This is a genomic window from Corallococcus sp. AB038B (assembly GCF_003668955.1).
GTDB classification, from domain to species: domain Bacteria; phylum Myxococcota; class Myxococcia; order Myxococcales; family Myxococcaceae; genus Corallococcus; species Corallococcus exiguus.
Genome location: NZ_RAWO01000002.1, coordinates 178233 through 197091, shown reverse-complemented (window position 1 = coordinate 197091; position 18859 = coordinate 178233). Strand labels below are relative to the sequence as shown.

18 protein-coding genes are annotated in these 18859 nt (G+C 67.4%); 9 read left to right on the top strand and 9 right to left on the bottom strand.

Annotation, left to right across the window (positions count from 1 at the left end; all coding sequences use genetic code 11):
• Positions 1-82: 82 nt before the first annotated feature.
• Together D7Y04_RS12130 and D7Y04_RS46510 are read right to left on the bottom strand one after the other, a co-directional pair.
• Entirely contained in the window at positions 83-1051 is a 969-nt protein-coding gene (locus D7Y04_RS12130; protein WP_147454743.1) for a hypothetical protein, read from the bottom strand.
• Between the two features lie 395 nt (positions 1052-1446).
• Positions 1447-2808: a M57 family metalloprotease gene (locus D7Y04_RS46510; RefSeq protein WP_121759885.1), complete on the bottom strand. Its 1362-nt coding sequence runs from the start codon at positions 2806-2808 to the stop codon at positions 1447-1449.
• A gap of 288 nt (positions 2809-3096) precedes the next feature.
• Between D7Y04_RS46510 and D7Y04_RS12120 the strand changes: the two genes are divergently transcribed.
• From D7Y04_RS12120 to D7Y04_RS12095, 6 genes are all read left to right on the top strand, one after another.
• The gene (locus tag D7Y04_RS12120; protein ID WP_147477095.1) at positions 3097-3456 is read left to right on the top strand and encodes a hypothetical protein; all 360 of its coding nucleotides are present in this window, start codon (positions 3097-3099) and stop codon (positions 3454-3456) included.
• Positions 3457-3664: 208 nt separating this feature from the next.
• Positions 3665-5608 carry a DUF1566 domain-containing protein gene (locus tag D7Y04_RS12115; protein WP_121759436.1) on the top strand — a complete coding sequence of 648 codons (1944 nt, stop codon included), beginning with the start codon at positions 3665-3667 and terminating at the stop codon, positions 5606-5608.
• A gap of 44 nt (positions 5609-5652) precedes the next feature.
• A complete protein-coding gene (locus D7Y04_RS12110; protein ID WP_121759435.1) occupies positions 5653-6270 on the top strand; it encodes a glutathione S-transferase family protein in 618 nt (205 codons plus the stop codon).
• A 196-nt stretch (positions 6271-6466) separates the two neighbouring features.
• The gene (locus tag D7Y04_RS12105; RefSeq protein ID WP_121759434.1) at positions 6467-7033 is read left to right on the top strand and encodes an ester cyclase; all 567 of its coding nucleotides are present in this window, start codon (positions 6467-6469) and stop codon (positions 7031-7033) included.
• Between the two features lie 89 nt (positions 7034-7122).
• A complete protein-coding gene (locus D7Y04_RS12100; RefSeq protein WP_120599737.1) occupies positions 7123-7725 on the top strand; it encodes a TetR/AcrR family transcriptional regulator in 603 nt (200 codons plus the stop codon).
• Between the two features lie 222 nt (positions 7726-7947).
• Positions 7948-8967: a hypothetical protein gene (locus D7Y04_RS12095; protein ID WP_121759433.1), complete on the top strand. Its 1020-nt coding sequence runs from the start codon at positions 7948-7950 to the stop codon at positions 8965-8967.
• A gap of 31 nt (positions 8968-8998) precedes the next feature.
• Here D7Y04_RS12095 and D7Y04_RS12090 read toward each other — a convergent pair whose 3' ends face one another.
• From D7Y04_RS12090 to D7Y04_RS46740, 4 genes are all read right to left on the bottom strand, one after another.
• Complete coding sequence (locus D7Y04_RS12090) at positions 8999-9817, bottom strand: carbonic anhydrase (protein WP_121759432.1); 819 nt, start codon at positions 9815-9817, stop codon at positions 8999-9001.
• Between the two features lie 174 nt (positions 9818-9991).
• Positions 9992-10822 carry a HEAT repeat domain-containing protein gene (locus tag D7Y04_RS12085; protein ID WP_121759431.1) on the bottom strand — a complete coding sequence of 277 codons (831 nt, stop codon included), beginning with the start codon at positions 10820-10822 and terminating at the stop codon, positions 9992-9994.
• A 62-nt stretch (positions 10823-10884) separates the two neighbouring features.
• Positions 10885-11637, bottom strand: a complete 753-nt coding sequence (locus D7Y04_RS12080; protein WP_121759430.1) for an alpha/beta hydrolase — start codon at positions 11635-11637, stop codon at positions 10885-10887.
• A complete protein-coding gene (locus tag D7Y04_RS46740; protein WP_366934416.1) occupies positions 11637-11936 on the bottom strand; it encodes a tautomerase family protein in 300 nt (99 codons plus the stop codon). Before D7Y04_RS46740 ends, D7Y04_RS12080 begins: the two co-directional genes overlap by 1 nt.
• Between D7Y04_RS46740 and D7Y04_RS12070 the strand changes: the two genes are divergently transcribed.
• Complete coding sequence (locus D7Y04_RS12070; RefSeq protein WP_120600125.1) at positions 11916-12809, top strand: LysR family transcriptional regulator; 894 nt, start codon at positions 11916-11918, stop codon at positions 12807-12809. The genes D7Y04_RS46740 and D7Y04_RS12070 overlap by 21 nt on opposite strands.
• Before the next feature lie 10 nt (positions 12810-12819).
• On the opposite strand, the gene D7Y04_RS12065 is transcribed toward D7Y04_RS12070, so the two are convergent.
• Together D7Y04_RS12065 and D7Y04_RS12060 are read right to left on the bottom strand one after the other, a co-directional pair.
• The gene (locus D7Y04_RS12065) at positions 12820-14481 is read right to left on the bottom strand and encodes a choice-of-anchor D domain-containing protein (RefSeq protein ID WP_121759429.1); all 1662 of its coding nucleotides are present in this window, start codon (positions 14479-14481) and stop codon (positions 12820-12822) included.
• A gap of 80 nt (positions 14482-14561) precedes the next feature.
• Entirely contained in the window at positions 14562-15383 is an 822-nt protein-coding gene (locus D7Y04_RS12060; protein ID WP_121759428.1) for a TIGR02452 family protein, read from the bottom strand.
• A gap of 133 nt (positions 15384-15516) precedes the next feature.
• On the opposite strand from D7Y04_RS12060, the gene D7Y04_RS12055 reads away from it, so the two are divergent.
• Together D7Y04_RS12055 and D7Y04_RS12050 are read left to right on the top strand one after the other, a co-directional pair.
• Positions 15517-16329, top strand: coding sequence for a hypothetical protein (locus tag D7Y04_RS12055; RefSeq protein WP_120600122.1), 813 nt, complete (start codon positions 15517-15519; stop codon positions 16327-16329).
• 222 nt (positions 16330-16551) lie between these two features.
• Complete coding sequence (locus D7Y04_RS12050; protein ID WP_121759427.1) at positions 16552-17532, top strand: M91 family zinc metallopeptidase; 981 nt, start codon at positions 16552-16554, stop codon at positions 17530-17532.
• A 12-nt stretch (positions 17533-17544) separates the two neighbouring features.
• Here the strand turns inward: D7Y04_RS12050 and D7Y04_RS12045 are convergent, their stop codons facing one another.
• Positions 17545-18858 carry a Dyp-type peroxidase gene (locus tag D7Y04_RS12045; protein ID WP_121759426.1) on the bottom strand — a complete coding sequence of 438 codons (1314 nt, stop codon included), beginning with the start codon at positions 18856-18858 and terminating at the stop codon, positions 17545-17547.
• Between the last annotated feature and the right edge of the window lies 1 nt (position 18859).

Below are 18859 nucleotides of genomic sequence, written 5' to 3'. Positions count from 1 at the left end.
TCTGCGTGACCCACCTCGGACCGAGCGACGACCCCACGCGCAAGCAACAGTCGTTGGCGGGTCGCCGTTTGGCGGCACCGGGTTACGCCGCGACGCCCACGAACATGTTGTAGTCAAAGAAGTTGATATGGAGCCACGTCACGCCAAACAGGCTCTGGTCAATCTTGTAGGCGAACTGGCCGAAGAGCTGGTCACTGTCACGGATGCCATCCTCGAGGAACATATCGGCGATCCAGCCGACCCAGATCAGATCCTTGAAGATGCTGCTGTCTGGCGCTCCGTCCAGCATGTAGAGGGACTGGGTACTGTGGAGCCAGAGCAGGTTGCGGCCGTAGAAGGTCTCCGCATACCGCTGTTTGGTGGAATCCCGCACCTCGCAGTCGTTGTAGGTGTCCCCTGCCTTGCCCGCGTCGCTCAGGGTCGGGATGTCCTTCGGATACTCCTTGGAGTGGAAGATGAGACCCATCTCGTCGAGCACCGGGTTGTAGAAGAGGTGCGCGTGCTGGGTGTCATACTTGCTCAGCCGGATCTGGAACGGGTACGGGAGACCCTGGGCCCCCTCCAGGGAGTTCTTCATCGCCATGAAGACCTTGCGGAAGGAGTCCTCGAGCGGTTTCGCGGCGGAGGTGAACTCATAGACGCTCCCCAGGCTGGAGGTGCCGCTGCCCCAGCTCTGGTATCCCCGCTCGTGCTTGTGGCCATCCTTTGTGCCCTCGCGAAACACCGCCAGCCGCGGCCCCGCCAGCTTCTGCAGGAACGCCGCGACGAACCCCTGGACCTGCTGTGTCCCCTGCGCGATGAGGCCCTGCTTGAGCTTCGCCTTCGCCAACTCGAGCGCCGCGGCCTCCGCCTCCCTCTTCTCCTTCGCCAGCTTCTCCTTGGCGAGCTCCTCCTCCGTCTTCTCCTTCTTGGCGAAGAGGTTGTGGCCGCCGTGCCGAAGGCTTCCCAGGCGGTAGACATCCGGCACCGACTCCCCGGCGATGAGTCGCCGCAGAAGATCGGTCCCGTTCTGCTTGGACTTCACCTCAGGCGTTGCACTGGGAAGACGCATGTCCAAAGCTCCATGGTTTGGGTTCAGCGGCGCGAGCCACCGCGCGGAGACTGTCACATGGAGTCCGGAACACGAACAAGGTGTCGTGCCCTCCCAAGAACATCCTCTCGCAAAGCGAGACAAACTGTGACAGAAGTTGCCGCAACCCGATTTTCCCGGAGGCAATCCCTGTCCACCTCGGCGCTCCACTCCGGCCCGCCGAAGCGGCTGATGGCCACCTCCTCAGGCGTCAGCACGCTGGCGTTGAGCGTCAACGAATAGCGGATAGCCACGATTTTGTAGTGAGGAGCACCCGGACGCCGAGCGGGCCGATACCACCGAGGCCTGACCGTCAGTAGACGGCCCCCGGGGCAAACACCCCCAGGGGCCGCTCGTTCTGGATGCGAACGTGACGACTATGGGGTGAGGGAGTAGCTCCCCGACCAGGCGCCGTAGGACAACGTGGTGATGCCGTTGCGCGTGGTGCCCGTGTAGCTGGCCTGACCCGGCTGGATGGTGACGGTCACGTTCCCACCCGAAGCCGCAATCACCCCCGCGTGCACCGCGGCCGCGCAGGCATTCGAGTCATCCGTGTAGAGGTCCGTCCCCCACACCGTGCCGCCGCTCAACGGACCGCAGTTGCACCGGAGGCGCGTCCCGTTCTGGCCGCGGTAGGACGTGAAGTCGTAGCTGGAGCAGGCGTTCGGCAGAGGCGGCAGGCCGCTGACAGAGAAGCTCCCCGCCCAGGCACCGTAGGCCAACGTGGTGACGCCGTTGCGCGTGGTGCCCGCGTAGCTGGCCTGTCCCGCCTGGATGGTGACCACCACTGTCCCACCCACCGGACCGATCGCGCCGGCATGCAACGCGGCCACGCAGACGTTCGAGTCGTCGGTGTAGCGGTCCGTCCCCCACACCGTGCCACTTCCCACCGCGCCGCAGCCGCAGCGGATCTGCGTCCCGTTCTGCCCGCGATAGGAGACGATGTTGTAGTTCGAGCAGCTCTGGACCAACCCGCCCGGATAGAGGGCGGCCAGCGCGGTGATGTCCGAGCTGGTCCACTCGCCCGTCTCGGTCGACCGGAAGCACGAGTTCATGACGGAGCCGCCCACGGTGGCCGTGGTGGGCGTCCCGGGGATGTGAATGGCCCCCACGCCCGCATCGCCCTCGTCGCCACCAATGCCGCAGCTGATGCTGCGGTTGTAGAAGTCCGAGTGACGGAAGCCGATGGCGTGACCCAGCTCGTGGGTGATGACGTGCTCATTCACGTCCGCGCTGTAGGCGTCCAATCCGGTGCCGATATAGAAGACCCCATAGGGAATCCCGTTCGACGGGAATCCCGCCTGGCCTCCGGTGCCGGTCGTGGTCTCCGCGGAGATGTTCGCCGTACAGCCGGTCGTGGGTCCGCGAGCGAAGGTGAGCCGCAGCCCCTGCTCGTTGTAGTTGGCGATGGCCAGGTCCAGGCCCTGGCTCAGGTTCGGATAGCCGTTGAACGCCGCGGTGGGATTGACGCAGATCTTCGTCACGCCCGTGCCGACCTGGTTCGTGGTGCGGTACTGCTCAGCACTCCCGTCCAGGGGCTGGAGCATCTCGCGGGACGCCTCGAGGGTCACGTGAGCGTCGCGGCCCACGTACACGGCTCCGTCGAAGACCTGGATGTCACTGACCGGAAAGCCGGCCTCGGTCAGGTTGGAGATGATCTCCTGGTTCTCCAACTCCAGGTCGCCTCCGCAACCGGCGAGGGAGACACCGAACAGCAACGCCAAGGAAAGTCTACGCATGCAGACCTCTTGTTCGAGGAAGGGACAGCGCGCGACTGCGCGTCCCCATCCATGCATGCGCCAAACACATTTCAATAGCCGCAAAACGAGAAATAGTAAATTATCCAACATCCAGCAGGCTGCCGTGTTACCGGGCGAGCCATCCCCCGCATTTGATGCGCGGAGAGCGCCTCCGCTATAAGCCCCGCGCCGCGTGGCTCGCGTTGAAACAACGCGTCCTCCTCTGGCAACTGCCCGCCGATGGGGGACGATGCGCGGCGTCATACTTCACGGAGAAAACAACACATGATGAAGAACCTGCGAATGCTTGTGGGCCTGGCTGGCGGTGTAGCGCTGCTCAGCACGGGCTGTGGTGCCGAGTCCCAGGAGGAGCTCTCCACGGGCTCCGAGCCACAGCCCACCCCGGAGCAGCCTCGATTTCACCAGCAGTCTGTCTACACGGTCTGCTGGAGCGAGCTCGGCATCTACAGCCAGCCCAACACGTCCTCCATGGTCGTGTTCCCACTGAAGTACGGCAACCACTTCAACACCGACAGTTCTGTGTTTTCGTCGAACGGCGAGAACTGGGTCCGCGGCCAACTCTATTGCTATGCGCCCTATACCTGCACCGGCGGCTACGGCTACGTCCGCTGGGCTGGCCTCTGCTAGTCATTGACTGAGGAAGGTGGGTGGCGAAGCCGGTGCCGCCACCCGCCGCAGGCTGCGTGTGACCCACCCAGGGTCAGCACGGACAGACGGCGATGGTGCGGCGCCCCTGGAGCCAACCCGAGACATCCACAACGACTGAGCATAGGAAGGACATGGGTGACGAGCTTCCGCATCATTTTACCGCGCGACAGCTCACTCCCTACAAACCATGCCCATCCACCGCTCGCTCCCCGCCCTCGCCGGATTGCTGCTGCTTGCCCTCACGGCCTGTAGCACGCAGCCCGTCGGCTCCGTTCAACTCGCCAGCTCCGTCCAGCAAGCCCTCGCCTCGGGTGATGTCACCCGCGTCAAGGTGACCGTCTCCTCCTCGGACATGTCGTCCCGCGTCGTCGAACTGGTCAAGTCCAGTGGCTCCTGGGGTGGCCTCGTCGGCAACATTCCCGCCGGGCCCGGCCGCTCCGTTCTCGCGGAGGCCTTCGACACCTCTGGCACCCTGCTCTTCCAAGGCCAGGCTTCGGGTGTCTCCATCACCGCCAACCAGACCACTGCCGTGTTCCTCCGCCTCCAGGAGATTCCGGCCCCTGTTCCCTACGACAACGAAGCGCCCGTCATCGACTCACTGACCGCCTCCAGCAACGCGCTTCAGCCCGGCGCTTCCCTCTCGCTGTCCGCGACGGTTCATGATCCCAACCCCGGAGACACGCTCACCCTGGCCTGGACCTCCTCCGGAGGCACCTTCTCCGCCCCCACCGCCGCGACCTCTTCGTGGACGGCGCCTGCCTCCACCGGCGTGCAGACCCTCACGCTCACCGTGACGGACTCCCAGGGCTCCGCCGTCTCCGTCACCCTCACCGTCAATGTCGTCCCGGACCTCGTCACCGGCGACGCTGCCCTCGACATCTCCTTCAACCGCTGGCCTGTCGTCACCAGGGTCTCCGCGTCCCTCAACCGTCTCGACGCGGGACAGTCCACCGCAGTCTCCGCGCTTGCGTCCGACGCGGATGTGGATGCCCTTTCCTACCAGTGGACCACCTCCTGCCCCGGCACCTGGACGAACGCGACGTCCGGCACCGCCTCGTTTGTTCCCTCCTCCAGACCGGCCGGCGCATGCAACAACTGCCGCCTCACCGTCACGGTTCAAGACGGCCGGGGTGGGCAGACCACGGGCTCGCTCAACCTCTGTGTCACCGACACCGCTCCCGTGCGCTTTGCTCCGGCGTTTACGAACTTCTACCAATCCGCCACCTCCACCTCGCCAGGGCAGACGGTGGCCTTTGACGTCACCGCCGTGGACCCGCAGGCCAGCCCCCTGACTTTTGCCTGGACCGCCAACACCGGCGCACTGGCCACGGCGCAGAACACCGCCAATACCAGCCATGTCGTGTGGACGGCGCCTGCCGTCACGGCGCCGGGCGTCACCCCCACCGTCACCGTCGTCGTCACCAATACCCACGGCCTCTCAGCCTCGAAGTCCTTCTCTGTCTCCGGGCTGCCGACGGCCGTCGACCCGGCCGGCACGCTCACGAGCGGAGGATTGACCTGGGTGAAGCCAGGGACGGCCACCGTGACCTGGATGGACGGAAAGACGTCCTGCACGAACATGGTCATCGCGGGTCAGACCGGATGGCGCATGCCCACCGTGGAGGAGCTGACCGCTTTGTGGGTCGACAAAGGGACGAGTCTTCTCGCGGCGGAAGGCTGGACCCTCGACTGGATCTGGACGATGTCACCCTATTCCAGTGGCCATCAGGTGACGCGCATGTCGACCGGCGGCGTCAGCTATTCCAATGACACCGACAAGCAATTCCTGACGTGCGTTCGTGGGACGGGGGAGTACCCCGACACCGTCTCCCATGCAGGACGGACCTGGATGAGGCCGGACGCGACCCTGCGCACATATGCGGACGCGGAGACGTATTGCTCCAGCAGGACGACTGCCGGCCACCCGGGGTGGCGGCTTCCGACTTCATCGGAACTGGAAGCCCTGCACGTCACGAAAGGCGGTCGTTTCCTCGCGAACGCGGGATGGACGCTTGAGTGGATCTGGACCTCGACTCCCTATCGCATCGGTCACGTCGTCCTGCGCGACGGCGCCTTCGCAAGCTGGGGAGACAGTAACGGCGCTTTTGATGTGACCTGCGTCTACCCATGACCCGTGCCTGACCCCGGCGCCTCATGGGAGTAGACTCACCGCCCATGATCAAGCTCCACCAGTTCAACCCCTCTGGGAATTGCTACAAGGTCCGCCTCCTGCTGCATCAGCTCGAGATTCCATTCGAGACACGGGAGGTGGACCTCTCCGCGGGAGAGACGCGCACGCCGGAGTTCAAGGCGATGAACCCCATTGCCCGGACTCCCACCGTGGAACTGGAGCCCGGTGTCTTCCTCGCCGAGTCCAATGCCATCCTCTGGTATTTCGGCGAGGGCACACCCTTCATTCCCACCGACCGGCTGGAGCGTGCGCGCATGCTCCAGTGGATGTTCTTCGAGCAGTACAGCCACGAGCCCTACATCGCCGTGGCGCGGGCGTGGCTCACCTTCTTCGGTGTCCCTTCCGGCAAGGAGAAGGAGTTGGAGGAGCGCATCCAGAAGGGCTACGCCGCGCTCGACATCATGGAGGGCGAGCTGCGCAAGCGGCCCTTCTTCGCGGGCGAGCACTACAGCCTCGCGGACATCGCGCTGTATGCGTACACGCACGTGGCGGAAGAGGGCCGGTTCGACCTGGGACGCTACCCCGCCATCCGCGCCTGGTTCGAGCGGGTGCAGGCCCAGCCCCGCCACGTGCGCATCACCGACGTCCTCAAGGCGCCGTAGGCTTCGCGGCCCTCAGAAGAGGCTCGTGCCGAACTGAGTTCGACGCGCCAGGGCCGCTGGCGCTCCGTTCCATCCTGGCAACAGTGAAGTGTTCATGCAGCGTCTGGTTGCGTTTAGGCAACAACGGCATCTTGGGTTCCAGACAGCAGGGACCGCGCGGAACCGAATCCGCGCCGCCCGCTGGAAGGTACCGACCATGAAGACCCCGACGCCGTCCTGGAAGTCCTCCTCCGTCCTCCGCACCGCCACCGCCTGGCTGGCCCTGGGGCTTGGGGGCCCCCTCGCCTGCACCAGCGCGGGGAAGGAGCTGGAGCGCTATCAGCAGGAGGAGGCGCAGGAGAACGCGCACCTGGCCACCTTCGACACGCTGGACTTCGACGTGTTCACCCACCAGGACTGGGACCGGATCCAGCACAGCCACGCGCAGGACATCATCGTGCACTGGCCGGACGGCCATCAGACGCAGGGCATCGACGTGCACATCGCGGACCTGAAGGCGATGTTCGTCTACGCGCCGGACACCCGCATCCAGGTGCACCCCATCAAGCTGGGCTCCGGCGAGTGGACCAGCGTCGTTGGCTACATGGAGGGCACCTTCACCCAGCCCATGCCGCTGCCGGACGGCTCCTCCATCGCCCCCACCGGCAAGTCCTTCAAGCTGATCATGAACACCGTCGGCCATTGGAAGGACGGTGTCATGACCGAGGAGTACCTCTTCTGGGACAACCAGTCGTACATGCAGCAGCTCGGACTGGCGCCCTGAAGCAGCCGGGCGCCCAGCCGGGCCCCGTGCGCTTGACACTCCAGGGAGCCGCGTACTATCAAATTGTTGAGCACGCGCTCGATAACAACATGGCCCGCCCCGTCTCCATTCGTGACGAAGACATCCTCGACGCCGCGCGAGAGGTCTTCCTGGCGCATGGGGTGCGAGCCACCTCCGCGATGGTCGCCGAGCGGGCGCGGGTGTCCGAGGGCATCATCTTCCGCCGGTTCAAGACCAAGGAAGGGCTGTTCCGCGCCGCTCTCAACCTGGAGCTCACCGCGCCCCCTGAGGTCACGGGGCTCGTGGAGCGCATCGGCGCGGGTCCGGTCGTGGAGAACCTCCAGGATGCAGGGGTCGCGCTCGTGGGAATCCTCCGGGTGCAGATTCCCCTGTCCATGCTCGCGATGAGCAATCCCGGCACGCACCGCGAACCCGGCGGCCCCGAGCACAACGCGCACCCACGCGAGCCCTACTTCGAGTTCCTCGCCGCCTATCTCCGAGGAGAGATCTCGCGTGGCCGCCTCCGAGCCGTCGACCCCGAGGTCTTCACCTATGCCTTCCTCGGCGGCATCAAGGACTATGTCGTGGGGCAGCTCTTCCGCACCCCCACGCATCCCTTCAAGCACCCCACCGCGCCCGTCTTCGTCCGAACGCTCCTCGACCTGCTGATGCACGGCGCCCACCGCGGCTGACCCTTCCGCATGCCGCGCAAGACGTCTAATCCCTTCCGCACGCCAAATTAGTGAGTAAAAAATCAATAACTCCCCCGCGAAGCCGGGCACAGGAGGCGGTCCGCCATGTTCTTCACGCTCTACCTGCTCATGCTGTTGCCACCTGAGCTGCCCCGAAAGGGAAGGCGATCACAGGGAAAGGAGCGCCCGCCCCGGACTTCCCCCCGTCGGGGAAAGCCTCCTGTGAAGCCCGCCCGGAAAGGCCGTGGTACCGAAACCGCGCTGCTTCTCTTCACCGCCGTCCTGCTGTCCGCTGGCGCCGCACGTGCGCAGACATCGGCGGACCGCGCCTCCGTGGGCTTCACCTTCAAGCGAGGCACACGGATCGGCTTGCAGGGGGAGAAACTGGATGGGCACCTCCAGCTCGACGTGCGCCCGATGCTCCCCTCCTTCTCCCTGGGCCAGACGCGCCTCGTCCCGCTGCTGGGTTTCAGCACGGAGTGGATGGGAATGCAGCGTCGGGGCCGGCTGCTCAACTCGGCGGCGGGAGAGCTGGGCGGAAAGCTCCAGACCTTCCAGCTGGGTCTGACGTTGGTCCGCCCGGTGACACCCCGGTGGCTCGTGTTGGTGGGAGCCTCCGGAACCGCCAGCACGGACTTCTCGAAGTCCTTCAACCTTGCGACCGACACCTCCTGGTCCGCCTTCGTCATGGCGAACTACTTCATCGGCGGAGACCCGCGAACGACCCTGACCCTGGGCCTGGCGTCGCAATATCCATTCACCCTGACGCCCGTCTTCCCCCTGGTGGGTTTCGCCTACCACAAGGATCCGTACGTCCTGGAACTGGGCTTTCCCCGGGCCGCGCTGCTCATGAAGGTGGGCAGTGGACTCGAATGGGGCGTCACGGGCGCGCTCGACATCCAGGTCTTCCGCGTCCACGCCCCGGAAGGCAGCCCCCTGCCCGCCTCCGTGTTCGCGCGTGAGACCTCCCTGCGCTTCGGCCCCACGCTGAATGTCCGGATGGGCAGGGGCGACCTGTGGCTGAGCTCATCCGTGGGCGTCGACTTCATGAACGACTACGCCCTGCTCGACGAGGACCGGAAGCGCATCGCCTCCGACTTCTCGGCCTCGACGAAGCCCGCGCCCTACCTGCGCATGATGTTGAGCTGGCGTCCGCCGCATCACGCCGCCTCGGACCGCCGGCCTGCCGGGGCCTCCGCCCCGGACACCGGTGTGATGCGCGGCGGCTCGCAGCCGGAATGACAGGAGCCCTGTTGGGGGGAGCGCCTGGCCTTCAGCGCCCGGAGTGCGCGCTGACCGTGCGCCCGTTCAGCGGCTGCAGGGGGCGGTTGTTCGGGTTGAGGTGCGGCAGCCGCTCGAACGCGGCGATCTGCGCATCGGACATCTGGATGGGCTGCTTCATCACGTACCACTGGAGCCCCTGGGTGCACGGGGGCGTGGTCAGCGAACCCGCGTACTGGAAGAACGCCCTTTCGCGCGGCAGCAGCGCGCTCGCGTTGAGGAGCGCTCCCGCCGGCGCGCTCTCCTCCCCCATGTGCCGGGGCAGGTGCCGGAAGGCCGTGAACAGCGCCGCGTTCACCGCGCCTTCCTCAATGAGGACTCCGACGACCAGCGCGGGCGTTCCATTCGCGTCCGTGTGCACCAGGTGCAGCTCGAGCGGATACTCCACGCCGTCCTTCGTGTGCTCGCTGGGCGTGTGGAAGTGGAACTGCGCCAGCTTGTATTCGTTGGCCCCCACCCGGACGGTGCTGCCACTGTCGTAGGTGAACTGCACCGTGTGCCCCGTGTTGAGCATGCGCACGCGGCTGGTGGCGTAGTGGAAGTTGGGAACGTCCAGGTGCGGATGGGCGGCACCCGTGGTCACCAGCGCGATGGGCGACTGCGCCACGCCCTGCGCGCAGGTTGCGTCGCCCGGCAACTCGCCCCAGTGCTCCGGGCTCAGGGTCTGGTCGTAGCCCCAGTGCGCCTCCTCGCTGCTCGTCGTGAGGGAGGCAGGTGCCCCGTCGGCGGCGAAGGCATTCGGAGCAAGCAACAGGGAGGACAGCAACGCGCCCCGAAGGGCGCGCACGGAGTCGGTGCGGAAGCGCATCATGATGTGGAGTCCTTTGATACAGGCGTCAATCACAAGCAGGAGCACCCCGGCATTGGACCCGGAATGCTCCGCGGTGCGCCCTATAACTGGAGGCTCGGATATTTTCAGATTTCTGATTATTTCGAGTTAGTCCACTTTGTCACGAAACAGCGACAGCGCGAAGTGTGACGGCCGTCACCGGGGCAGCGACTCCAGGGCGTGGATGGCCTCGAAGAGGACCGCGCGGAACTCGTGGTCCTCGTCCTCTTCGTCGAAGGCCTCACGATGCCCCAGCAACAGGGGGAGCAGCGAGACGTCCTCCAGTGCCTGGGCCGCCTCCACGTCCAGCGTGGTGACCACGGGCCCCTCCAGCACGCGCCGCAGCGGTTCGAGGACTCGCGCGTCCTTGCGCAAGGCCAATCCCAAGAGCGCCTCCCCGCGAATCTTGACGTGGGTCTCGGAGAGCCGGTCCACCAGCGCCTCGCGCAGCTCCGGCGTGTCCACCTCCCGCGCCTGGGAGCCGAGCGTGAACGTGGCCCACTCGCGCACGACCTCGTCAGCGTCGCGGGAGAGGTGGATCAATGCCTGGAGCGCCTGGGCGTCCCGGTGACTCGCCAACCCCATGACGACGCCGAAGCGGACGTGGGGGTCCGGGTGCTCCTTCAAGGGCAGGAGCGCTGGCACCGCGCGGGGATCCCCCAGGTGGCCCAGGGCGGCGGCCATCGCCTCCAGCACGGCGGCGTCCTGCTCCTTCGCGAGCGCCGGCAGGAGCGCGTCCGTGAAGCGGGCAACGAGCTCCGGGGAGCGGTGCCGGAAATCCAGCTGCGACAGGACGTTCGCGCCGCGTCCCCGCTCCTTCGGCGAGGACGACTGGAGCCATGCCGCGGCCCGCTGGAAGACCTCTTCCCCTCCGCGGTGGTGCAGCTGCCAGATGGCCCGCCACGCGCCCTCGTCCTCCTCGCCGCCCTGGAGCGTGCGGGCGAAAAGCGCGTCGGTGGAGAGCTCTGCTTCAGGCGGGGAATCCATGCCGGGCAGCCTAGCGCCGGACGCCCGTGCCATCCCAGGCTCCGCCCCTGCCCTGTCTGACTTCAGTCAGCAGGCAGCGTGTCCGCCAGGAACCGCTGGACCTCGTCGAGCACCGCCGCGTCCACGCCGTGCGCGAGCGTGGGGAACAACCGCAGGCGGACCCGTGCGCCTCGCGCCTCGAGCTCCCGGGCGGCCTCCTCGGAGAACCGCGCGGGGATGACCGGATCCCTCGCGCCGTGCACCAGGAGGACGGGCACGGAGGTCGACCCCGGGACCGCGGGCGCATCCACCGCGAGCCGTCCGGACAGCGACACCACGGCCAGCGGCGCCGGCTGACGGTGGAGCGCGAGCCACTGGGCCAGGATGGCGCCCTGGGAGAAGCCCAGCAGCACCACCCGCTCCGCGCCCAGGCCCCGCTCCTTGAGCGCGCCGTCCAGCCACGCGGACACCTCCGCGCCGGCCTGCCGCACGCGCGCGGGACGGTTCTGTTCGGTGATGCCCTGGAGGCTGAACCACTGCCGCCCCTGGGTCCCGCCGTCGAAGGGGTGCAGCCCGTCCAACACGACGAACTCCGCGTCCGGCACGGCCGGGGCCAGCGCCCGCGCGATGGGCATGAACGAATCCGCGCTCGCCCCCACGCCGTGCAGCAGCACCACCAGCAGCTTCGTGCGGCCGGAGGCGGGCGGGAGCGTGAGCACGCGCGCGGTGGGCTTGGGGGCATCCGTCATGGCAGGGGGCTCCGGTGGGGACGCGGGCGTGCGGCTACAGCCCGCCAGGAGGGCGACCAGCAGCGCCGCGACAGCGTGGGCGCGCATCAGCGGGGCGCCTGGGATTTGGGCTCGCCACCGACACCCCAATTCTCCGGCGGCAGCTCGCGCAGCAGGACGCGGATGCTGGCGCGGGGCACTCCAAGCACGCGCTCGGCGGCGTCCGTCAGCTCGCGGATGAGCTCCGCCTTGAGCGCTGGAGGCCGGCCGTCGATGAGGGTGACGTCGATGATGGGCAAGGCCGGACCTCCTGGAAGGCCTGTAGCAGTTGTTGCATGGTTGCGCCCAGGACACCCATGGCAATTGACCGTTCCACGAGAGCAACAATGGACCTGAACCTCCTCCACCTCTTCGTGGCCGTCGCGGAGACGGGCAGCTTCACGGAGGCCGCCGTGCGCCTGGGCCTGCCCAAGTCGTCCGTCAGCCGGGGGCTCGTGCGGCTGGAAGACTCGCTGGGCACGCAGCTGCTGCACCGCACCACCCGGCGCGTGTCGCTGAGCACCGCCGGGCTCGCACTCTACGAGCGGACCGCGTCCCTGCTCGCGTCGCTGAGCAACGCGGTGGGGACCCTGCCGGAGCGCACCGAGGAGCCCTCCGGCGAGTTGCGGCTCACCGCGCCGCACGACCTGGGGGTCACCCTCCTCCCAGAGGTCATCGCGCGGTTCGTCGCCCGCTATCCCCAGGTGCGCATCGACTGCCGGCTGACGAACCGGAGCGTGGACATGGTCGCGGAGGGGTTCGACATCGCCCTGCGAGCGTCCGGCACGAAGCTCCCGGATTCGTCGCTGCGGATGCGACGGCTGGGCGCCATCGACGTGCAGCTCTTCGCCTCGCCCTCGTACCTGGCGCGAAGGGGCGTACCGCGCGCGACGGAGGACCTGGCCGCCCATGACTTCGTCGCGTTCCGGGGCCTCAAGCACCTGGGCGCGCTGGGCCTGACCGAGAAGCATGCGCACGTCCTCGCGGACGACATGCTCTTCCTGCGCGAAGCGGCCAAGGCGGGCGCGGGCATCGCGCTGCTCCCCTCCTTCCTCGCCCTGGCGGACGTGACCTCCGGGCAGCTGGTCCGCGTGATGCCGCGCTACACGCTGTCCACCACGTCCCTGACCATGCTCCACCCCCGCGCCCAACACGTGCCGCGGAAGGTGTCCGCCTTCCGCGACTTCCTCATCGACTTCCTCCAGGCGCGGCCCCTCTCCGCGCCCCCCAGTCCCAGCTGAACCGGAGGCGTCACTGCTCCATCGTGAGCGTGCGGGGGTCGTACAGGCGGATGAAGCCCCCCGTCGGGTTCACGGGGTTGCCGAAGCCGCCGCCCACCACGACATGACGGGCGAGGTACGTATAGGCAAGGCTGCTGACCCAGGCCCCATTGCCATTCGGCGAGTCGATGTACGTGATGCGTCCCGCATCCAGCTTCGACCTGTCGCCCATATCGGCGAACCAGCCCCGGCCGTAGGCGTTGATGTCGGTGCCGGGGAGAAGCTCATGCCCGCCGAAGAGCAGCCTGGGGGCGATGTTGACGTGGGTGGGGAAAGCGAACGCGTCGACCACACCGGGCCCCCGTTCCGGTCGCGTCTGCGTGCTCCACAGCACGTTACCGTCGGCGTCAACCCACGAGGCCACAACGCCGCCTGGCGGCGAGAAGATGCTGTTGACGGAGATCATCTCACCCGAGTGGTTGAAGGACACGCCACTCCAGTTGGCCTCCTTCGTCCACACCGCGGCCCCAGCGGGGGAGATCTTCCGGACGTAGCTCTTCACGAACACCGTGTCCTGCCCGTTGGCGCTCCGGTTGAACGCGTTGGCCCCCACGTAGACGTAGCTCCCATCCCCCATGACCCCCAGGCCAAAGGGGTAGTTGAGCTGCGCTTCGCTGATGACAGTGCTCCACCGCTCGACGCCCTCGCGCGACAGCGCGATGAGCTTCATCACCACCACCAAGGTGTCATGGGACCTCTGCGTCAGCAGCACGTAGGTGTTACCGAAGGCGTCCGCCACCATGTGCTCCGCGCTCGATAGCTCCTGCGGATTGTACGTCCACCGAACCCGCCCGTTGCTGTCGTACTGGGTCACCATCCCGTCGTAGCGCAGCAGCGAGATGTTCCAGTCGCTGGTGACGACCAGCTTCGAGGTAGCGGACAAGGGCAATGACCAGCGCTCATGTCCGGTGCTGTCCAGCGACGTCACGCTCAGGACGTCTTGCACGACGATATTCTCGTCGGACAGCGGCGCCACCGTCACGAGCGGGTGGCTGCGCAGCACCTCCCACCGATAGAGGGGCAACCACGCATCCAGGGCGACGGACTTCGACGCATCCAGGCGGAGCAGGCAGCCGCCGCGAGGCGCACCGGCGCAGGCCTTGCTCCACGTCGGGAACCCTTCCGGGCCGGCGTACAGGGTCAGCTCCGTCGCGCGAACCGCGTACCTGCACGGTTGGGTACACGTGAAGGAGTCATCCCCCGACACGACGTGGGTGCCCGGCGGCATGGAGGTCACGCTCACCCACGCGAAGCTGGTGCCCTGGAGCTCCGCCGGATTCACCGAGGCCGCCCCTGTCACCTTGAGACGCGCGGAGTGCGTGCCGCCCAGGAGGGGTGCGAACCTCACGCGCACTTCGCACTCCATGCCCGCGGCCAGGTACTTCTCGCAGGTGTTGGAGGTGATGGCGAAGAACTCGGAGCCCTCGACGGACACCGCCACCGACTCCACGTCTTGTGGCGAAGCGTTGCGCACCGTGAAGAGCTGCTCGACGGGGAGCTTCCCAACCTCCACATCCCCGAAGTCGAACGACTTCCGGTCGATGACGAGCGCGGCGGCGGGCTCGTCGGAGCACGCGCCGAAGAGAATGGGCGAGCCGAGGAGCAGCATGAGGGACAAAGACTTTCGGAACATAGGGGGCGGACTTCTAGTCAATTCCCAGACATCGTGACAAGCCGGCGCAGTGGAGCAACGACACGCACGAAGTCGTCGCGTCAGGCGAACCGCTCGCGGAAGGCTCGCAGGTTGGGTCCGTCCCCTCCCCGCTCCCACACCGCGAACACCACCCGCTCGAAGACGCCTGGGAACGCGTCCAGGGCGTGAGCGAAGGCATCCGCCGCGTCGTGCGGATTGTTCCGGAAGGCGCCGCAGCCCCATGCGCCCAGCACCAGCGTGCGGTGACCGTGGTGCGCCGCCACCTGGAGCACCTTGAGGGCCCGCGCGTGCAGCGCCTCGCCCATGCGGGGCAACAGGTGCGGCGCATTCCGCTCCGCCGAACCGGCGTTGGGCGCGGGCGCGGTGATGAGGGACACGCTGAAGGGCCTCTCCAGCAGCGTGAGTCCCTCGTCGCGGAAGAAGGGCACCTGGGGCGAATAGATGACGTGGTCCGTGTACAGCGGAGAGGACTGCCCGCGGTTGGCGTCGTAGTACTCGCGCTGCGTGAGCAGGCATGGATAGAGCGCCGAGCAGCGCGCCAGGTCCTCTTCCTGGGCCTTCGCTCCGCCCAGGAAGCCGCCGCCTGGATTCTTCGCGGACGCGAAGTTGAGCGCGACGACATCCGCCACACCTTCCACCTCCACGCAGCGGCGCGCGGCGGCACCGGTCTTCTCGGGTGTGACTTCGATGCGCGGCGCGGAGCTTCCCGCGCGAGGCTCGGGCCGGGGCAGCCGCGCGAAGTCTCCGGGCCGGTAGAGCAACGTCCCGCGCAGGGCCTGCTCCACCTGCGCCCGGAACAGCACGGGCCGCCCTGACGGCGCCACGTACTCGCCCCGCTCCACGATTCCCACTGTCTCCTGCGCAATCCCCTTCAGCGACATGTCCCTCTCCCCAGAAAGCCTTCGTGTATCCAGAACACGAAGATTGCCACCTGGACCTGACATGCGAACGGAACCGGTGACAGGGCACGCGTGTCCAAGGCGCGAATTTTTCCCGAGAAGGAGCTCACGCCTCATGAAGCCGAACCTGAAGCAGTGGCTGTCCGTGCTGTGCCTGGGAATGACTGGAGTGTCCGCGACCGCCTGGGCGGATGTGGGGACTCCGGTGGACTGCGGCACGGTGGAATGCGAGGCCATCCGCGAGATGCGGTCGATCTACGCGGCGGAGTCCGCGTATTTCGGAGAGTATGATGTCTTCACGCTGAACCTCGCCAGCGTCGGCTTCGCGCCCGCGGCGTGTCCGAACGGCAGCCGCGCCCCCGTGCCGGGAGCAGGCTGGGTGTCCGGGTGCAACTTCTCCTACAAGGTCACGGGCATCACGCCGCATCCGTCGCCGGGCTTCACGGCGGTGGCGCAGGGCGTGGCGGGGACGGCGTCCGCGGGCATCACCCTCCAGATTGGCACCCACCCCGTCTCCGGCCGCCTCTTCTGGCTGGAGCGCCTGGGGGTGCGCCGCTACGTGGACTCCGCGGAGTGCCAGTCGCCGCAATCCTTCACCTGCGAGGCCCAGCTGCGGGAGGCGCGGTTCAACATGGGCTACATCCACGTGGTGGAGCAGTCGTACTTCGCGGAGAGGGACCAGTACTCCACCAACCTGCCGCTGATCGGCTTCGTGCCGGAGGGCTGCCCGAATGGCACCCGCGCCGCCGTCCCGGACGCGTCCTGGGTGGGAGGCTGCCGGTTCATCTACAAGGTCACGCTGAACGGAACGACTGGCTTTACCGCCACGGCGAAGGCAGTGACTGGCGCCACGGAGGGTTCCATCCTGACCATCACGGAGTCGGGGCGGACCGTCATCACTCCGTCGTATCCAGCGTGGTGCCAGTAGGCTGAAGCAGCGACCATGTCTACGGGGTGAACCGAGGGCCTGATGTCTGGAGACATCAGGCCCCCGACTCCAGTCACCAGGGCCGCCTCCAGGAAGGCCTGATGCTTTGACGTAACCCCCTGGAATCACGAAGGGCCGGCGGAACCGGGGGCCGTGAAACGGTGGGCACGCGGGGTGCAGTAGGGGTGGTCCGTCGCTGCACTCCACTCTCGAGGCCCTCCCATGAAGCTGCGCTCCTCTTCGTTCTCCAAGCCCTCTTCTTCGTTCGGCTCCAGCTCCCCTTCCCCCTCCACCTCCCGCCCCCGCAGCGACAGCCTGCCCGCGAAGCCTGAGACCGCGAAGCCGAAGCCGGTGGCGACGCCCGCGCAGCTGCAGGCGGGCAAGAACAACCTCAAGCCCACGGACTACGGCGTGGTGGACCCCAATCTCCAGGGCATCCGGACCCGCCGTGACAACCAGCAGACCGGCGCGCAGTTCGCGGACTTCACGCAGGACGTGCGCCAGTCCACCAACCGCCTCACGAGCAAGCCCGTGGGCAACCAGATGCTGAACGACATCAACGGCCGCACCCAGGCCGTGAACCCTGGCGCCACGGGCACGCAGAGCAAGCCTCTGACGGCGATGGACATCTACTCGGGCCGCAACTCGGCGATGCCCAACTCGCATGTGCCGCGCAACGACGGCACCCTGTCGTCCACCCGCCCGGCGTACCGCTACGACGGCCAGCCCGGCGCCGGCACGGCCAGCGACGTCAAGTACAACGAGAACGGCGGCGCCCAGCGCTTCAACAGCCTGGGCCACGAGTCGGTCCACGCCTGGCGCGCGTCCAACGGCGTCCAGGTGAGCCCCCTGGCCGCGAGCAAGCACAGCAACGCGGACGTCTTCAATCAGCACCCGTCGCACTCGGCCAACATGAAGGACACCGTCGACAACCGCCTCCGCCTCACGGAGGAGTTCGAGACCGTTGGCCTGCGCCCCACGCCGCACACGAAGAACAACTGGGCCCCGTCCGAGAACGCCATCCGCGCCGAGCACGGCCTGCCGTCCCGCCAGGACTACTCGGGCCTGAAGCCCGACGGGAAGAACAGCAACGACCAGGCCTTCAAGAACTACGACGAAGGCACCGACGCCCGGAACTTCTTCCAGAAGCTGTCCGGCCAGCCGTCGCCCTTCCAGAAGATCGTCGGCGACCTGGAGAAGTGATGCACCGGGCATTCAGCTCCGCAGGTCCGCCAGCCACCGCAGGGCGCGCAGGCCGGGCATGAAGCCATACTCGCCTCCGCGGGTGACCACGAACCGCGACAGGCCTTTGAGACACCGGGGGATGGGCCGCCTGGGATAGGCGAACTCCCCGGTTCCGTCGTTGGCGCCCACGAGCGGATCCTTCGCCTGGCCCAACCCCAGGAACTCACCGCCGTTGAGCCACTCTGATTGCACGAACTCGAACTGCCGTCCGAGGTGCGAGCCGATGAAGGCGAACATCAACCCCCGCTCGGCGCCGTCGTCCTCGAGGACGCCTTCGGGAAGCTCGGACCCATAGGCGGTTCCGCGCCGGATCATCCGGTGGAGCCTGACGACACCAGCGACGGATGCGTCACGGGGGTTCGCCCGCCGGGCGTGCGACCCGGGAGGTGTCTTGTAGCCGGTCGGGTCGTCCGCATAGTGGAAGTCATTGTTGCGCCGGGGGTCCGCGCCCAGGGAGGGGTCGTCATGGAGCGGGCACAGCGCCAGCGGCGCCCCACTGCGCCACCTCCCCATCATCTTCGCCGCCAGCAGCTCCTCGTCCTCGGGCCTGCTCGCGCTTTGCTTCAGGTACTGCCGGAACGCGGCCACCCGCTGATGGAGCTTGCGGAAGACGATGTAGGTCCCATTGCGGCCCAGGATGTCGGGCTGGGGCATGGGTGGCAGGGTGCCTGTCTCATCCGGATAGCCCAGGACGAACTCACCTGCCTTGAGCGGCGCCTCGTGGGGGTTGCTCCCGGGAATGCCGCTCCCCTCGACGGCCGGATGGCTGATGCCATCCCTGAACCCGAAAGGCTCCCGCTCCGTGCTGAGCGCGTGGCAGTCCTGACGCCAGAGGGCCCGGACGCCGCCCAGCTCGCGCAGGGCCCCGCTCGTGCGCTCCAGCGCGGCGGCGAGCCGGGCCTGATCCGGTGAGAGCGCCGTCAGCACGACATGGACGTCGGGGGTTCCCAAGGGTGATTCCCAATGCTCGGGGCTGCTCTCCCCTTCGTCCCCCAACGCCCTCGCCCGGGCCGCCATCCCCTGCCGGAACTCCCACGCGAAGCTGTCCAGGGAGTCCCGTGGCACGCCCAACGCCTCGAGCCCGGGATACGTGAGCGAGACGCTGACCCAGCATTGGGCGGCGGAGCGCTCCGGATGCGCGGCCGAGGACACCACCGGGCCAAGCCTGCGCATCAGCTCCCGCCCTGCCCTCCGGTCGTCGATGCGCAGGAGGATGTAGGTCGCGACATACGGGGTGGGCCGCGGCCGAAGCACTCCGCTCTGGATGTCGTCCAGTTCGAGCATG

Coding starts and splice junctions, on each gene's coding strand:
- D7Y04_RS12065 (WP_121759429.1), bottom strand. CDS start 14,481: ATGTTCCGAAAGTCTTTGTCCCTCATGCTGCTCCTCGGCTCGCCCATT.
- D7Y04_RS12090 (WP_121759432.1), bottom strand. CDS start 9,817: ATGATGCGCTTCCGCACCGACTCCGTGCGCGCCCTTCGGGGCGCGTTG.
- D7Y04_RS12085 (WP_121759431.1), bottom strand. CDS start 10,822: ATGGATTCCCCGCCTGAAGCAGAGCTCTCCACCGACGCGCTTTTCGCC.
- D7Y04_RS12045 (WP_121759426.1), bottom strand. CDS start 18,858: ATGCTCGAACTGGACGACATCCAGAGCGGAGTGCTTCGGCCGCGGCCC.
- D7Y04_RS12110 (WP_121759435.1), top strand. CDS start 5,653: ATGATCAAGCTCCACCAGTTCAACCCCTCTGGGAATTGCTACAAGGTC.
- D7Y04_RS46510 (WP_121759885.1), bottom strand. CDS start 2,808: ATGCGTAGACTTTCCTTGGCGTTGCTGTTCGGTGTCTCCCTCGCCGGT.
- D7Y04_RS12100 (WP_120599737.1), top strand. CDS start 7,123: ATGGCCCGCCCCGTCTCCATTCGTGACGAAGACATCCTCGACGCCGCG.
- D7Y04_RS12070 (WP_120600125.1), top strand. CDS start 11,916: ATGGACCTGAACCTCCTCCACCTCTTCGTGGCCGTCGCGGAGACGGGC.
- D7Y04_RS12080 (WP_121759430.1), bottom strand. CDS start 11,637: ATGCGCGCCCACGCTGTCGCGGCGCTGCTGGTCGCCCTCCTGGCGGGC.
- D7Y04_RS12105 (WP_121759434.1), top strand. CDS start 6,467: ATGAAGACCCCGACGCCGTCCTGGAAGTCCTCCTCCGTCCTCCGCACC.
- D7Y04_RS12115 (WP_121759436.1), top strand. CDS start 3,665: ATGCCCATCCACCGCTCGCTCCCCGCCCTCGCCGGATTGCTGCTGCTT.
- D7Y04_RS12120 (WP_147477095.1), top strand. CDS start 3,097: ATGAAGAACCTGCGAATGCTTGTGGGCCTGGCTGGCGGTGTAGCGCTG.
- D7Y04_RS12130 (WP_147454743.1), bottom strand. CDS start 1,051: ATGCGTCTTCCCAGTGCAACGCCTGAGGTGAAGTCCAAGCAGAACGGG.
- D7Y04_RS12055 (WP_120600122.1), top strand. CDS start 15,517: ATGAAGCCGAACCTGAAGCAGTGGCTGTCCGTGCTGTGCCTGGGAATG.
- D7Y04_RS12060 (WP_121759428.1), bottom strand. CDS start 15,383: ATGTCGCTGAAGGGGATTGCGCAGGAGACAGTGGGAATCGTGGAGCGG.
- D7Y04_RS12050 (WP_121759427.1), top strand. CDS start 16,552: ATGAAGCTGCGCTCCTCTTCGTTCTCCAAGCCCTCTTCTTCGTTCGGC.